We start from the raw sequence: 14,981 nt of genomic DNA, 5'->3' as shown, positions 1-14,981 counted from the left end.
TGAGCAGCGCTCCCGGCGCCGAGCGGCTAAGCTCGGGCCGCGCCAGCCCATGAAGTTCGTCCACGCCGCCGACCTCCACATCGACAGCCCGCTCCGCGGGCTCGACCGTTACCCGGGCGCCCCCGTCGAGCAGATCCGCGGGGCCACCCGCCGCGCGCTCGAGAACCTCGTGAACCTCTGCCTCGCCGAGGAGGTCGACCTCCTGCTCCTCGCGGGCGACATCTACGACGGCGACTGGAAGGACTACAGCACGGGCCTGTTCTTCGCCGCGCAGCTCTCCCGCCTGCGCGCCGCCCGGGTCGACGTCGTGCTCCTCTATGGCAATCACGACGCCGAGAGCAACATCACGCGTCACCTGGAGCTCCCCGAGAACGCCCGGCGGCTCGATCCCCGCCGCCCCGAGTCCATCGTCTTCGATCGGCTCGGGGTCGCCGTCCACGGACAGAGCTTCGCGACCAAGGCCGTCACCGACGATCTCGCCGCGGGTTATCCGGACGCGCGGGCAGGCCTCTTCAACATCGGCATGCTCCACACCTGCCTGAGCGGCCGCGAGGGCCACGACAACTACGCTCCTTGCAGCCTGAACACCCTCGTCGGGAAGCGATACGATTACTGGGCGCTCGGCCACGTGCACACCCGGGAGGTGCTCTCGCGCGATCCGTACATCGCGTTCCCCGGCAACCTCCAGGGCCGCCACGCCCGCGAGACCGGCGAGAAGGGCGCCCTCCTCGTCGCGGTGGACGACGGCCGCATCACCTCGGTCGAGCACCGCCCCCTCGACGTCGTGCGCTGGAGCGCCTGCGAGGTCGATCTCTCCCCGGCCGCGAGCGCCGACGACATCGTGGATCTGACGCGGGAGGAGCTCGAGCGGCGCCTCGCCGAGGCGGACGGGCGCACGCTGGCCGCGCGGGTCTTCCTGTGCGGCGCGACGAAGGCGCACGCCGCGCTCCGCGCCGATTTCGAGCGATGGACGGGGCAGATCCGCGCGATCGCCAACGATCTCGGCGGCGCGCTGTGGATCGAGCGCGTGCTCTCCCGGACGATCTCGCCGCTCCAGGTGGGCGCGCTCGAGGAGCGGGACGACGCGATCGGCCAGCTCACGCGGTCGCTGCGCGCGCTGCGCGACGACGAGGCGGGCCTGTCCTCGCTGCTGCGCGAGTTCGCGAGCCTCAGGAACAAGCTGCCCGTCGAGGCGCGCGAGGGGGACGACGCGATCCGCCTCGACGACCCGGCGTTCCTGCGCGAGGCGCTCGACGACGTGGAGCACACGCTGATCTCGCGGCTGCTCGGCGCGAGCGACGCGCCCTGAAGGTCGGGCGCGGCCCCGCGGCGCGCCCGAGCTCCGGCGCCGCTACCTGACGGCGCGCAGCCCTCCGGCCGCCGCTTGACGGCGCGCGGTTCTCCACCATGCACACCTCGCGATCCGGCGTGACGCGAGCATCACCTCGAACGTCCGGACGCCATGAAACGGGGGAATCATGGTCGACCAGGACGCTTTTCCGGAGCTGTTCCATCCGAGCTGCCGCGCCGAGCCGCACGCGATCTACGCGCGCATGCGGGCCGCGGGGCGCCTGCATCGCCTCATTCACCCCCGCCTCGACGTGCCCATCTGGGTGGCCGTGCGTTACGACGACTGCGTGGAGCTGCTCAAGGATCCGCGCCTGATCCGCGACTTCCGCAAGCTCCCCGACGAGGTGCGCCGGCGTTACTTCCCGCTCAGCGACCGCACGACCTTCATGGATCAGCACATGCTCGACGCCGATCCGCCGGATCACACGCGGCTCCGGGCCATCGTCCAGCGGGCCTTCTCGCCGCGGATGATGGAAGGGCTGCGCCCGCGCATCCAGGCGATCGCGGACGGGCTCATCGACGCGGTGATCGACCGGCGCCGGATGGAGCTCGTGGCAGACTTCGCGTTTCCGCTCCCCACGGCGGTGATCGCCGAGCTGCTCGGCCTCCCCCTCGAGGATCGCGACCGGTTCCGCCGGTGGACGAAGATCCTCCTCGCGCCCGCGAAAGATCGCGAGTTCGTGGAGCGCGCGCAGCCCGTGGTGGAGGAGTTCGCGGCGTACTTCCGGGCGCTCGCCGACGCGCGCCGCAAGGCCCCGCGCGACGACCTGATCAGCGGCCTCTTGGTGGCCGAGGAGCAGGAGCGCAAGCTGAGCCCGGCGGAGCTCTCGAGCATGGTGTTCCTGCTGATCGTCGCGGGCCACGAGACCACGGTGCACCTCATCGCGAGCGGCATGTTCCTCCTGCTCTCGCACCCCGCGGAGCGGCGCCGGCTGGACGAGGACCCCGGGCTCGTCGGCTCCGCCGTGGAGGAGGCGCTGCGCTGCGAGGGGCCGGCAGAGCTCTCGACGATCCGCTGGTCGCTCGACGACATCGAGCTGTTCGGCGCCCGCGTGCCGGCGGGAGAAGGGGTCGCGGCGGGGCTCCTGGCCGCGAACCGGGATCCAAAGCACTTTCCGGAGCCGGACCGCTTCGATATCGGCCGCTCGCCGAACCGGCACATCGGCTTCGGGGGCGGGATCCACTTCTGCCTGGGCGCGATGCTCGCGCGGATCGAGGCGGCGATCGCCTTCTCGACGCTCCTCCGGAGGCTGCCGCGCATCGAGCTCGCCGTCCCGCCCCGCGACATCGTATGGAGCGAATGGCCGACGATCCGCGGCCCGGCGACGGTGCCTGTGGTATTCTGAGCGGGCGAGCGCTCAGCTCCCCGAGGGGGCCGTCCGGGCGTAGGCGCGCAGCACCTCGGCCACGCTCCACGCCTGGGCGACGCACCCGCGGGGCGTGAACGGCGGCTCGGCGTCGAAGATCTCGCTGATCGAGCCGGCGCAGGCCTCGTCGAGGTGCGGCGCGAAGCCCTCGAGCAGGCGCCGCGCCCCGCCGAGATCGGTGGGATACACCTTCAGCCAGGCGTCGATGAACGGGCCCATGAGCCACCCCCACACGGTGCCCTGGTGATAGGCCATGTCCCGCGCGCGGAGGTCGCCGAAGTACTTCGGTTTGTAGTCCGGGTGCCCCGGCGCGAGCGACCTGAGGCCCACGGGCGTCCAGAGCCGCGCCTTCACCTGATCGACGATCCCCTTCCAGCGCGCCGGCTCGAGGACGGGGTGAGGCAGCGAGATCGCGAGGAGCTGGTTCGGCCGGAAGGCGTCGTCGGCGCCCTGCTCGCCGTCGATCACGTCGTAGAGATAGCCGTGCTCCTCGGACCAGAAGCGCCGGTTGAAGGAGGTCTTGACCCGCTCGGCGGCCGCGCCGTAGCGCTTCGCCGCGCCGTCGCCGTCGGACGCGCGCGCCCAGCGCTCGATGAGGCGCAGGGCGTTGTACCAGAGCGCGTTGATCTCCACGGGCTTCCCCCGGCGTGGCGTGACCACGTAGTCGCCGACCTTCGCGTCCATCCAGGTCAGCTGAACCCCCTCTTCCCCCTGTCGGATCAGGCCGTCCTGCGGGTCGGCGCGGATGCCGAAGCGCGTCCCGCGGGTGTGGTGCTCGACGATGTCGATCAGCGTGGGGAGGATGAGCCGGAGCGTCTCGCGATCGCCGGTGATCGCCAGGTAGCGATCGAGCGCGTGGAAGAACCAGAGGGTGGCGTCGGCGGTGTGGTAGAGCCCGTCGTTCTTGCCCTCCGGGAACATGTTGGGGATGAGCCCGTCCTTCACGTAATGGGCGAACGTGCGGAGGATGTAGCCCGCCTCGGTGTGGCGCCCCGTGACGAGCGTCAGCCCCTCGAGGCTGATCATGGTGTCCCGGCCCCAGTCGGTGAACCAGTGATAGCCCGCGATGACGGTGCGCACCTCGTCGCCCGCGGCCCGGGCGCGGGCGGCGTCCTCGACGCGGCCCGCGGGGCTGATGAGGAACTGATCGGCGCCGAGGACGAGCTCCGCCGCCGGCCCGGTGCGGACCTCGGGCGCCGCGGCGAGCAGGAGCCGTGTCCGGCGCTTGCGCTCCGCGCGCTGCACCTCGGCCGTGGAGAGGGCGTTGAGCGTCTCCCAGGCCTCCGTGGACGCGATCAGGGTCGCGCTGCCCGAGACCGGGAGCTCGAGGCTGAAGCGGCCAGGGCTGTAGAACTCGCCCACGGCGTCGTATCCGCGGCTCTGCTCGATCCGGTAGCGGACGTTGCGCAGGCGGGCGCTCTCGATCCTGAACTCGGCCCGAGCCCCTTGGACCTTCAGCCGGAGCGGCGGCAGGTCGCCCGGCGACGCGAGCTCGTAGCGATCCTCGACCACGGTGAGCGCATAGGGGCCCGCCACCGGCCGATCGAGCGCGCCCTCGTGCGGCCGGAAATTCACCCACGGCTGGAGCTCGATCCGCGCCGGGCCCGTCCCCTCGACGAGCGTGTACGTGACATGGACCGTGTTCTGCGCGTGGGGCATGAGGAGGCGCCGCTCGATCGCCATCCCCGCGCCCTCGTAGCGCCAGACGGGGAGCCCGGCCTCGAGGCGGAACTCGGCGAGATCGATGACCTGCGCGGCGCCGTCGTCGAGCCAGGGCTCCTGACCGCCCACCTGGTACACCCTGTCCTCCGCGGTGAAGATCCGGGTGGAGAGATCGCTGAGCATCATGGTGCGGCCGAGGGGGGCCGGCAGCGCGGAGATCAGCAGTCCATGGAAGCGGCGGGTCACCGCGCCGGAGACGGTGCCCGACGCGTAACCGCCGAGGCCGTTCGTGACGAGCCATTCCCGCGTGAGCGGGTCCGAGCCGCGCTCGGCGTCGTCCTCCGAGGTGGGGGCGGCGCCCCGGGACCAGACCATCCTCCGGCAGATCTCGTCAGCGTACATGCTTCTTGGGCTCCTCCGGGCGCGGATTGGCGCTCGTCTTCTCGGGCACCGGCGTCCCGACCACGGGGTGGAGGAGGATCGCCGCCTCGCCCGGGATGTGGACGCCCTCCTCGGTGATGACAGGTGGGCTGCCTTGGCCCCCGTAGCGGGGAGACTCGCTGGACCACGACGTCTCCCAGCGGCGCCCCGGCGGCGGGGCGAAGAGCGGCTCCGGCAACGACCCTCGATGGATGTCCCGCCCGAGGTTGACGAGGAGCAGCCGGTCGTCGCCGTCGTCGCCGAAGTAGCGCAGGAGGAAGGCGTGGGCCGAGAGGACGGCCCCGTCGACGCCGCGCGGGCGCTGGGCCCGGATCACCGGATCGCGCCGGCGGAGCGCGATGAGGTCCTCGTGGAGGGCGTAGACGGCGGCGTTCCGCTCGCGCTCGGAGAAATCGAGCTTGCAGCGCTCGAACGTCCGCGGATCGCTCGGATCGTCGAGCTGCTCGCGGACCTCGGGCGCCGCGCAGGACGGGAACTGCGCGAGGAACTCCGCCCTGCCCTTGCGCACGAGCGGGGCGAGCTCGGGGTTGTGGTCGGCGAAGAAGAGGAACGGCGCCGAGGACCCGAACTCCTGCCCTTGAAAGAGCATGGGTGTCCCCGGGGCGAGGAGCAGGACCGCCGACATCGCCCGGAACCTGCCCGGGCTCACGATGTGACAGAGCCGCTCGCCTCGCGCGGTGTTGGCGACCTGATCGTGGTTCTCCAGGAAGAGGACGAAGCGGGCCGGATCGACGCCGAGCGCCGGCGTCCCTCGCCGCTGCTTCTGCCAGTGATAGCGCTGCCCCTGGAAGAGGAACCCGTGCTTCAGGGCCGAGAGGAGCTCCTGGGGCGAGCCCTCGTGATCGCCGTAATAGGCCTCGCTCCGGCCGGTGAGCGCCACCTTGGCGCTGTGGTGAAAATCGTCGTTCCAGATCGCGTCGAGCCCGTAGCCGCCCCGCTCGGCGGCGCGGATCAGCCACTCTTCCTGCGACTCGTTCTCGGCCACGAGGAACGTCTCCTTGCCCCTCGCCGCCTCCCGCACGCGGCGCGCGATGGCGGCGAGGATGTGGTCCTTCGAGCCATCGTAGATGTTCTGCGTCGCGTCGAGCCGGAGCCCGTCGAGGTGGAACTCGTCGATCCAGTAGCCGGCGTTGGCGATGAAGTACTCCCTCACCGCCTCGGATCGCGGGCCGTCGAAGTTGATCGCCGCTCCCCAGTCCGTCTTGTGACGATCGGTGAAGTAGTCCCCGGAGAACTGGCCGAGGTAGTTGCCGTCCGGGCCGAGGTGGTTGTAGACGACATCGAGGATCACCGCGATCCCAACGCGGTGCGCCGCGTCCACGAAGCGGCGGAGATCGTCCGGGCTGCCGTAGAGGCGCGTCGGCGCGAAGAGGTTCACGCCGTCGTACCCCCAGTTGAAGCGGCCGGGGACCTCGGCGATGGGGAGCAGCTCGATCAGGGAGACGCCGATCCGCGCGAGCTCCGGCAGCTCGCGGGCGGCGGACTCCCATGTGCCCTCCCGGGTGAAGGTCCCGATGTGCATCTCGTAGACGACTTGCCCCTTCAGCGGGGCGCCCCGGAATGCCGCGTCGCTCCATGAGAACGCGCCGGGATCGATCACCTCGGAGGGCCCGTGCGGCCCCTCCGGCTGCGACCGCGAGGCGGGATCGGGCGTGAGCGCCTCGCCGTCATCGAGCCGGAACCGGTAGCGGGTGCCGCTCGCGGCGGACGCGACGAGCGCCGCGAAATAACCGCCCTCCTCGGGCCGCAGCGGGGCGGCCCCGCCGCTCCCCGGCCCGGCCTCCAGGACGACCTCGACCTTGCGCCTGGCCGGCGCCCAGACACGGAAGTGGACTCCTTTCCCGACGAGCACCTCTGCGCCGACGGGCAACCGCCTCTCCGTCTTGAACTCCAGCATTGAAATGAATTTTAGGTGCAACACAGATGACGTCCAGCGCCGATATGCACATGACGACGCTACCGCTGTCGCTGCTCGGTTGTCGAGCGCAACGTGCCTTACGGAGCTGCCTGAGAGCGATCAGGAGCAAACCGACATCGAGGCCAGCGCTGTCTGTGTGGCGAAATTGCGCGACGTGAGCTCGCTCTGAATCTCGCGCGCCGCTGGGCTCCTCCTTGCCCAAGACGCGTGTTCGTGAACGCGAAGGAGATAGAACGAGACAGGAGTCGACCCATCGAGATGGGGAGATGCCACGAAGTGGGCTTGACGACCTTGCGATAGGAGGCGATGAGAGCGCGCTCTCCGCGGCTACGGGTGGGCGATGACGACGAGGGTGCGCGCGCGCCGGAGCACGCAGCGCAACGCGCGCTCCAGCGTCTCCGGGTCGAGCGCGGCGAAGCTCTCGTCGAGCACGACGACCTCGGCGCCCTGGAGCAGCGCGCGCGCCATGTAGAGCCGGCTCCGCTCGCCGTGCGAGAGCTGCCAGCCCGTCTCGCCCACCACCTGCTCCAGCCCCCCCGGCATCCGGCCGAGCAGCTCGCCGAGGCCGAGCTCGTGGCAGATCTCCTCGGCCTCCGCGAGGTCGTCGGGCCTCGGCGGCCAGCGCCTGCCCATCAGTAGGTTGTACGCGAACGTCCCGGCGAGGACGTGGTTCTCGTGGAACTGCGGCGCCGCGGCCACACGGCGCCGCCACGCGGCGGCGCCCAGCATGTGGCGATCGAGCCCGTTCAGCAGCAGCAGCCCCGCGTCGGGCGCGTGGCGGAGGCGGCCCGCCGCTTCCAGCACGACACGACCTGCCGCTCCCTCATCGGACGGACGGGCGCCGCGCAACGCGCCCCGGCGCCGCGCGGTGCGGCTTGACAACGCGCCGAGGTTCCGCACTTGCTATCCGTTCAGGGGAGGGCACCGCCCCCTGCGCCCGGCAAGCGATCTCGTGAAGATCCTAGAGCTCCACCTCCTCGCGTTCGGCCCCTTCACGGATCTCCGGCTCGACTTCGCCTCGCCGTCGCCGGGCCTCCACGTCGTCTACGGCCCCAACGAGGCCGGGAAGAGCACCGCGCTCCGGGCGATCCGCGGCCTGCTCTACGGCATCCCGCACATCACCCCCGACGCCCACCTGCACCACAACACCGATCTCCGCGTCGGCGGCCGGCTCGCGGGCAGGGGCGACGCCGCGCTCGCGCTCGTCCGCCGCAAGGGGCGCGTGAAGACGCTCCGCGACCCGGACGACAACCCCCTCGACGACGTCGCGCTCGCGCCGGTGCTCGGCGGCGTGACGGAGGAGCTCTTCCGGACCTCCTTCGGGCTCACCCACGAGACGCTCCGCCAGGGCGCCGAGGCCCTGCTCCAGGGCAAGGGCGACGTCGGTCAGAGCCTGTTCGGCGCGGGGCTCGGCGGGCCGGGGCTGCAGCAGCTGCTCGCCACGCTCCGCCAGGAGGCGGACGAGATCTTCACGCCCCAGGCGAGGACCCGCCCCCTCAACGAGGCGATCAAGGCCTTCGAGGCGGCCCGCAACGGGGCCAGGAGCGCCGCGCACCCGCCCGCGGACTGGACGCGCAAGCGGCAGGAGATCGACGAGCAGCGGGCCGAGCAGGAGCGCGTCGACGCGGAGCTGCGCGCGCTCCGGTCGACCGACAAGCGGCTCCGGCGCGCGCTCCGGGTGCTCCCGCTGCTGGAGGCGCGGCGCGCGATCCTCGGCCGGCGCGCCGCCCTCGGCCACGTCGTCCTGCTGCCCGAGAGCGCGCAGCGCGACCGCGAGGACGCCCAGGATCGCGCCGCCGACGCGAGCGCCCAGGCCTCGCGGCTCCGCGCCGACATCGCGGAGCTCGAGGCCCGCCACGCCGCGCTGGAGGTCCCCGCGTCGCTCGCCGATCTCGACGCGGGCGCGATCGACGGCCTCGTCACCCGGCTCGGCAGCCACCGCAAGGCCGCCGTCGACCTGCCGCGCGTCCGGGCGGAGCTCCACGGCGTCGAGGAGGACGCGCGCGCGATCCTCCGCAGGCTCGGGCGGGACGCCTCGCTGGCCGGCGGCGACGACCCCGAGCGGCTGGAGGCGATGCGCGTCGACGTCGCGACCGAGGCGCGCATCAAGAAGCTCGCCCGCGAGCGCGGCGCCGCCGAGGCCAAGCCGCGCGAGGTGGAGCGGCTGCTCTCGGCGCACCGCGCGCGGCGCGACGCCTGCGCGCGCCGGCTGGCCGAGCTGCCGCCGGGCGAGGACCCCGCCCCGCTCCGCGGCGCGCTCTCTCGCGCGCAGAAGCAGGGTGACCTCGAGCACCGCCTCCGCGAGGCCGCCGCCGCGGCGGCGCAGCTCGCCCGCGACGCCGACGCGCAGCGCGATCGGCTCGGCCTCGGCGCGGCCGCGAAGCGGACACGCCTCGACGTCGACGAGGCAGCGCGGCGGGCGCGCCTCGACGCCGGCGGCGCGCCCGAAGGCCGGCCGCTCTCCGCGGCCGAGGCGAGCGCCCTGCCCGTCCCGCTCCCCGAGACGGTCGACCGGGCGGCCGCGCACTGGGGCGCGCTCGCCCGGGAGCGCGAGCGGCTCGGCGAGCGCGCCGCCGAGATCGAGGCGCGCCTCCGCGAGAGCGCCCGCGAGATTGACGCGCTCCAGCGCGCCGGCGCCGTCCCCACGGAGGCCGACCTCGCGGAGGCGCGCGAGCGCCGGGACGCCGCCTTCAAGGCGCTGGTGCGCGCCCTCCAGGCGAAGGCGGGCGCCCGCGCGGCGGCCGCGGCGATCCACACCGCCTCGCTCTTCGACCTCGGCGCGGACGCGCCCGCCGCGCCCGGGGCGCGGCGCAGGCCGTCGCTCGCCGCGCGCGACGAGCCGCCGGCCGCCCGGGGGAAACCCGACGACTACGCCGACCTGGTCCGCGCCGCCGACGCCCTCGCCGATCGGCTGCGCCGCGAGGCCGACCGGGTCGCCCGTCTGGCGCGGCTGCTCGCGGACGAGGCGCGGGCCCAGGCGGACCTGGCGCAGCTCGCCGCGGAGCGCGCCGCGCTCGGGCGCCGGGCCGAGGAGGCCGAGGCCGCGTGGCTCGAGCTGTGGCGGCCCGCGGGCGTCGCCCCGCGCTCCCCCGACGAGATGCGCGGCTGGCTCGGCCGCTACGCGGCCCTGACCGCCACGGTCGACCGGCTGCGCGCCGCGGAGGCCGAGGCCGAGGCGCTGCGGGCCCGGATGCAGGCGCACGCCGCCGAGCTCCACGCGGCGCTCCAGGGCGCCCGCGCCGCGCCGGGCGCCTCGCGCGGGGACGCGGCCGGCGCGGGCTCGCGCGACGACGCGGCCGGAGCGCCGGAGGACGCGCCGGCGCGCCTCCCGGCGCTCATCGAGGCCGCTGAGCAGGAGCTCGCGGCCATCGAGGGCGCGGCCCGGGAGCGCAAGGAGCTCCTGCGGGAGCGCAAGGAGCTCGAGCGCGAGATCGAGGACCTCGAGCGCGAGCAGGCGCAGCACGCCCGCGCGCTCGAAGCGTGGCGGGCCGAGTGGGCCGAGGGCGTGCGGCCGCTCGGCCTGCCCGGCGACGCCTCCGCGGACGAGGCCACGGCGATCCTCGACGAGCTCGGCGCGCTGTTCCGCAAGGCGGACAGCGCCGCCCACGAGCGCCGCCGGGTGCGCGGCATGGAGCGCGACGCCCGGGGGTTCGCGGCCGACGTCGCGGAGCTCGCGTCCCGGCACGCGCCGGACCTCGCCCCGCTGCCGGCGGATCAGGCCGCCGATCAGCTGATCAAGCGCCACCACAAGGCGCGCGCCGACCTGCGCGAGCGCGGCGAGATCGCGCGGAGCCTGGCCGACAAGCGCCGCGAGCTGGATCAGCAGGACGCGCGCCGCGCGGCCGCCGAGGCGCGCCTCGCCAAGCTCTTCGAGGCGGCGGGCGTCCCGCGCGGCGGTGACGACGCCGACGACGTCGCCGCGCTCTCCCTGGCCGAGGAGCGCTCGCGCGAGGCGCGCCGGCTCGACCGCGAGCTCGTCGAGAACGAGGGCAAGCTCCTCGAGGCGGGCGAGGGCGCGGGCATCGCCGCGCTCGAGCAGGAGACCGCCGGGGTGGAGCGGGACGCGCTCGCGCTCGAGCTCGACCGGGCGGAGGAGCGCCTCGCGGCGCTCGAGGACGAGCGGCGCCGGATCGACAGGGCGCTCGGGAGCCTGGAGCAAGAGCGCGAGCACCTCCGGGCGACGGTGGGCGCCGCGGAGGCCGCCGCGGAGGCGCAGATCTGCCTCTCGCACCTGCGCGGCGAGGTGCGCCGCTACGTGCGGGCGCGCCTCGCCGCGGTGCTCCTCGAGCGCGAGATCGAGCGCTACCGCGAGCGCAACCAGGGCCCGATCCTGGCGCGCGCGAGCGCGCTCTTCCACCGCCTGACGCTGGGCGCCTTCACCGGCCTCCGGGTGGGCTACGACGAGAGCGAGCAGGCGATCCTCCGCTGCGTCCGCGCGGCGGCGTCCGGCGGGGTGGCCGGCGGGGCAGCGGCCGCGAGGGCGCCCGCGCCGGACGGCGCGGCGGAGCCCGCGAAGGCGCTCGCGGACCCAGCGCCGGAGCCCGCGAAGGCTCCGGCGGACCCAGCGCCAGGGCCCGCGAAGGCACCCGCGGACGCAGCGGCGGAGCCCGCGAGGGCGCCGGTGCAGCGCGAGGTGGACGTGACGGGCCTGAGCGACGGCACGCGCGACCAGCTCTACCTCGCGCTGCGCCTCGCGAGCCTCGAGCACCACGCCCGGACGGGCGAGCCGATGCCGCTCATCCTGGATGACATCCTGATCCACTTCGACGACGACCGCGCCCGGGCTGCCCTCGCGGTGCTCGGCGAGCTCGCGGGGACGACGCAGGTGCTGTTCTTCACGCACCACGCGCGGCTCTGCGAGCTCGCGCGCGAGGCGGTGCCGGCCGACGTGCTCCGCGAGCACCGCCTGCGGTAGCAAGGCCCGTGACCGCGATACGCTATCCTGGGCGGGATGACGGTCCAGGAGCTCCACGTCGCGGGATACCGCTCGATCCGCGAGCTGACCCTCCCCCTCGCGCAGGTCAACGTCATCGTCGGACCGAACGGCGTCGGCAAGACCAACCTCTACCGCACCATGGTGCTGCTCGGCTCCGCGGCGAGCGGGACCTTTGCGCGCACGCTGGCCGAGGAGGGGGGCATGCCCTCGGTGCTCTGGGCCGGCCGGCGCAGCAAAGGCCCGGTGCGGATGACGCTGCGGGTGCGGCTGGATCAGCTCGTCTACGAGCTTCAGTGCGGGCTGACGCCGCCGCCGGGAGGGCCGTTCGAGCTGGACCCGGACATCAAGGAAGAGAACCTCTGGCTGCTCGACAAGCGCCGCCGCCTGCCGATGCTGGAGCGGGCCGCGGGCTCGGCCTTCGCGCGCGACGCGGACGGCCACCGCGTGACCTTTCCCTTCTCGCTCTGGGGCTCGGAGTCGGTGCTGGCGCAGGTGGTGGAGCCGCACCGCTTTCCGTTGCTCTCGGTGGTGCGGCAAAAGCTGATGAGCTTCCGGTTCTATCACCACTTCCGCACCGACTCCGGCGCGCCGTTGCGGGTCGAGCAGGTCGGGGTGCGGACGCCTGTGCTCAGCACCGATGGCCACGATCTGGCCGCGGCGCTGGCGACGATCCTCGATATCGGCGACAGGGTCGCCTTGAAGGATGCCGTCTCCAGCGCGTTCCCTGGCGCGTCCCTCGAGGTCTCCTCGACGCAGGGGCGGTTCCGCGTCGAGCTCGGGTTACCAGGGATGTCGCGGCCGCTCGACGCCCGCGAGTTCTCGGACGGCACGGCGCGCTATCTCTGCCTCCTGGCAGCGCTGCTGAGCCCGAGGCCTCCGCTGCTGATGGCGCTGAACGAGCCCGAGACGAGCCTGCATCCGGATCTGCTCGGGCCGCTCGGGGATCTCCTTGTGCACGCGGCATCCCGGAGCCAGCTATGGATCACGACGCACTCCCGCCCGCTGGCGGAGCGGATCCGGAAGGCGACGCCCTGCCGGCTCATCGAGCTTGGCAAGGAGGGTGGAGAGACGGTGCTGGCAAGCGGCGCGGAGGAGGAGGGATGACGTCCGCCATCAACGACAGAGGCCTCCTCGTGTTCATTCGGTGCTCCATCGAAACACGGGACCAGCGACGACGACGAAGGCCACGTGGCCCGGAAGCACAGGACTATCCCCGCCGAGCCACTGCACATGGGCGCTCGTCGACCAGCCCAGCGGCCCTGCGAAGTACGAGTTGACCTGCGCATGCCCGCCTATCGCCACCCCGGCGACGCGCCCGCACAAGGCGACGCCGCACGACGGCATGTCGTAGAGCGCGAGCGATGGCCCCAGGCTGAAATTGCCGTCCTCCCAGGAGACGCCGACGTCGAGTGACGTCTGATTGTAGACACCGAGCCCGCCGCCCTGGGCCCCCAGGAGGAGGGTGCACAGGTCGTGGACCGTGAACAAGAAGTCTCGCTCGAAGGGCCACGATATCCCCCCTTGTGGACCCACCGCGGGGCGAGAATCGGCGCCGAGCTCAATCCACCCGAGGCTCGCACCGGCGCTGATTTCGGCCGCTCCTGCTCGCGCCGGTGCGGCGAGGAGCGGGAGGACGGCCACGACCGCCCATGGGATCTTCTGCCGGCCTCTTGTGCCCATGGTACCTCCCCTTTCCCCAAGCGGACGAGCGACGTGACGACGCGAGCCGTCCTACCGACGGTGAAATTGGACGTCAACCGGGATCCGGGCGGGGACGTCCCGATGGACATGGGTCGTACCGTCCCGAGGTTGCGCCCGTCGCGCGCCGGCCTGCGAGGCGCGAGTGCTCTCAGGAGCCGAGCAGCGGCGCCGCCTCCGCGGCGTCGAGCAGGGCAGCTGGTTCCTGGAAGGCACTCGCCGCGGAGGCAGGCAGCGATACGCTCACTCCGGACACTGCCCCGCGCACCCCTCACCGCCGCAGTCGACGCCGGCCTCGTCGCCGTTCTTCACGCCGTCCGTGCAGGTGGGGGCCTCGCAGGCGCCGGCCCAGCACACCCCGCTCTTGCAGTTCGCGCCGGTCTTGCAGCCCCCGCCCGGCTCGCAACGCGGGCACGAGAGCGTGCCGCAGTCGACGCCGGACTCGCGGCCGTTCTTCACCCCGTCGCTGCAGGTCGGGATCATGCAGCTCTCGTTCGTGCACACGCCGCTCATGCAGTCCGTGGCCGCGCGGCAGCGGTCCCCCGCCTGGCAGGGCCGGCAGGGGCCACCGCAGTTGAAGCCGGTCTCTCCGCGACCGGCGTCCTGCACGTCGTTCACGCAGTGCTCCGGCACGCACCAGACGCCATCACACGCGAGCCCGCCGGGACAGCGCAGCGACGCGTCGGTGGCGACACACTGCACGCAGGCGCCCTCATGGCACCGCCCCTCGCCCGAGGCGGGGCACGTGACTTCGTTCAAGAGGAGGTGCTGCGGCTCATCGACCGCGCAGAAGTCGAGGGTGCACTGGTTGCCGTCATCGTAGACGTCCTGGGCCGCCGCGCTGACCACGCGGCCGTCGGCCGTACACTCCTCGATCTTGCAGTCGCCGCGGAGCTGCGACTCGAGCGGGCCCTTGTGGATCTCCACCGCGCACGCGCCGTCCACGCACCGCCCCGCGCCGCACCGCGGGTCCGGCGGGCCAGGGCACTCCGCGTCGCTCTCGCAGCCGCCGGGCGGCACCCCGGGGCACTCCGCGCCGCTCTCACAGCCGCCGGGCGGCACGGGCACCCCGGAGCACTTCTCGGTGCCCTCCTCGGTGCCCTCCGCGCACTCGTCGCAGGTGAGGCACTCCTTGAAACACTCCGAGCCCTGCTCGCCGCGCGAGCCCTCCTCGCCGCGCGCGCAGCAGATGACCTTGCCCGGGTCCCCGCACACGCAGCGCTCATCGACGCAGATCGTGCCCGGCACGTACTGGTGGTCCGACTCACAGTCATCCGTGACCGCGCAGTCTCCGCCCATATAGGGCACGTCACCACATGCAAAGAACGTCGCTGGGCCGATGAGAAGAATGGAACCAACAAACCAAGGCGCGATGGGCCTACCCATGCTCCAGTCCTCCGGCACGAGGCTGAGGCGCCGGCACCCTGGCGGCCCCAATCCGCCGGGGTGTCGTTTGCCTGTCATCCGAGGCGCGCACTATGCCGCGTCGGGCCCACGGGCGTCACGCAAGTTTTCGCCAGAATGCGCCGCTGGCGAGGCAGCCTTCCAGCAGGGCAGGCGCTTGAAGGGAGGAAAAACGATGCTCGTCAACGGAAAGCCGCTGACGGAC

The 14,981-nt window shown here is 73.1% G+C and carries 9 protein-coding genes; 4 read left to right on the top strand and 5 right to left on the bottom strand.

Annotation, left to right across the window (positions count from 1 at the left end):
• The first annotated feature begins 49 nt into the window (after nt 1-49).
• Entirely contained in the window at nt 50-1,309 is a 1,260-nt protein-coding gene (locus ACSRUE_RS12735) for a metallophosphoesterase family protein (protein ID WP_441291212.1), read from the top strand.
• A 169-nt stretch (nt 1,310-1,478) separates the two neighbouring features.
• Nucleotides 1,479-2,696 (top strand): cytochrome P450 family protein, encoded by a 1,218-nt coding sequence (locus ACSRUE_RS12730; protein ID WP_441291211.1) that lies wholly within the window; start codon nt 1,479-1,481, stop codon nt 2,694-2,696.
• A 12-nt stretch (nt 2,697-2,708) separates the two neighbouring features.
• Here ACSRUE_RS12730 and ACSRUE_RS12725 read toward each other — a convergent pair whose 3' ends face one another.
• From ACSRUE_RS12725 to ACSRUE_RS12715, 3 genes are all read right to left on the bottom strand, one after another.
• Entirely contained in the window at nt 2,709-4,781 is a 2,073-nt protein-coding gene (locus ACSRUE_RS12725; RefSeq protein ID WP_441291210.1) for an amylo-alpha-1,6-glucosidase, read from the bottom strand.
• The gene (gene treZ / locus ACSRUE_RS12720) at nt 4,771-6,717 is read right to left on the bottom strand and encodes a malto-oligosyltrehalose trehalohydrolase (RefSeq protein ID WP_441291209.1); all 1,947 of its coding nucleotides are present in this window, start codon (nt 6,715-6,717) and stop codon (nt 4,771-4,773) included. The genes ACSRUE_RS12725 and treZ overlap by 11 nt, the downstream gene beginning before the upstream one ends.
• 348 nt (nt 6,718-7,065) lie before the next feature.
• Nucleotides 7,066-7,542 (bottom strand): ATP-binding cassette domain-containing protein, encoded by a 477-nt coding sequence (locus ACSRUE_RS12715; protein ID WP_437764408.1) that lies wholly within the window; start codon nt 7,540-7,542, stop codon nt 7,066-7,068.
• A gap of 148 nt (nt 7,543-7,690) precedes the next feature.
• Between ACSRUE_RS12715 and ACSRUE_RS12710 the strand changes: the two genes are divergently transcribed.
• Nucleotides 7,691-11,653: an AAA family ATPase gene (locus ACSRUE_RS12710; protein ID WP_441291208.1), complete on the top strand. Its 3,963-nt coding sequence runs from the start codon at nt 7,691-7,693 to the stop codon at nt 11,651-11,653.
• A gap of 36 nt (nt 11,654-11,689) precedes the next feature.
• Nucleotides 11,690-12,778, top strand: a complete 1,089-nt coding sequence (locus ACSRUE_RS12705; RefSeq protein WP_441291207.1) for an AAA family ATPase — start codon at nt 11,690-11,692, stop codon at nt 12,776-12,778.
• A gap of 33 nt (nt 12,779-12,811) precedes the next feature.
• Here the strand turns inward: ACSRUE_RS12705 and ACSRUE_RS12700 are convergent, their stop codons facing one another.
• Entirely contained in the window at nt 12,812-13,354 is a 543-nt protein-coding gene (locus ACSRUE_RS12700; protein ID WP_437764405.1) for a hypothetical protein, read from the bottom strand.
• A 261-nt stretch (nt 13,355-13,615) separates the two neighbouring features.
• Complete coding sequence (locus ACSRUE_RS12695; RefSeq protein ID WP_441291206.1) at nt 13,616-14,671, bottom strand: hypothetical protein; 1,056 nt, start codon at nt 14,669-14,671, stop codon at nt 13,616-13,618.
• Between the last annotated feature and the right edge of the window lie 310 nt (nt 14,672-14,981).

This window comes from Sorangium sp. KYC3313 (assembly GCF_052075895.1).
Lineage (GTDB): Bacteria > Myxococcota_A > Polyangia > Polyangiales > Polyangiaceae > Sorangium > Sorangium cellulosum_B.
The sequence above is the reverse complement of the archived record's forward strand: the minus strand, read 5'-3'. Positions and strand labels throughout refer to the sequence as shown.

Coding starts and splice junctions, on each gene's coding strand:
- ACSRUE_RS12735 (WP_441291212.1), top strand. CDS start 50: ATGAAGTTCGTCCACGCCGCCGACCTCCACATCGACAGCCCGCTCCGC.
- ACSRUE_RS12730 (WP_441291211.1), top strand. CDS start 1,479: ATGGTCGACCAGGACGCTTTTCCGGAGCTGTTCCATCCGAGCTGCCGC.
- ACSRUE_RS12725 (WP_441291210.1), bottom strand. CDS start 4,781: ATGTACGCTGACGAGATCTGCCGGAGGATGGTCTGGTCCCGGGGCGCC.
- treZ (WP_441291209.1), bottom strand. CDS start 6,717: ATGCTGGAGTTCAAGACGGAGAGGCGGTTGCCCGTCGGCGCAGAGGTG.
- ACSRUE_RS12705 (WP_441291207.1), top strand. CDS start 11,690: ATGACGGTCCAGGAGCTCCACGTCGCGGGATACCGCTCGATCCGCGAG.
- ACSRUE_RS12700 (WP_437764405.1), bottom strand. CDS start 13,354: ATGGGCACAAGAGGCCGGCAGAAGATCCCATGGGCGGTCGTGGCCGTC.
- ACSRUE_RS12695 (WP_441291206.1), bottom strand. CDS start 14,671: ATGGGCGGAGACTGCGCGGTCACGGATGACTGTGAGTCGGACCACCAG.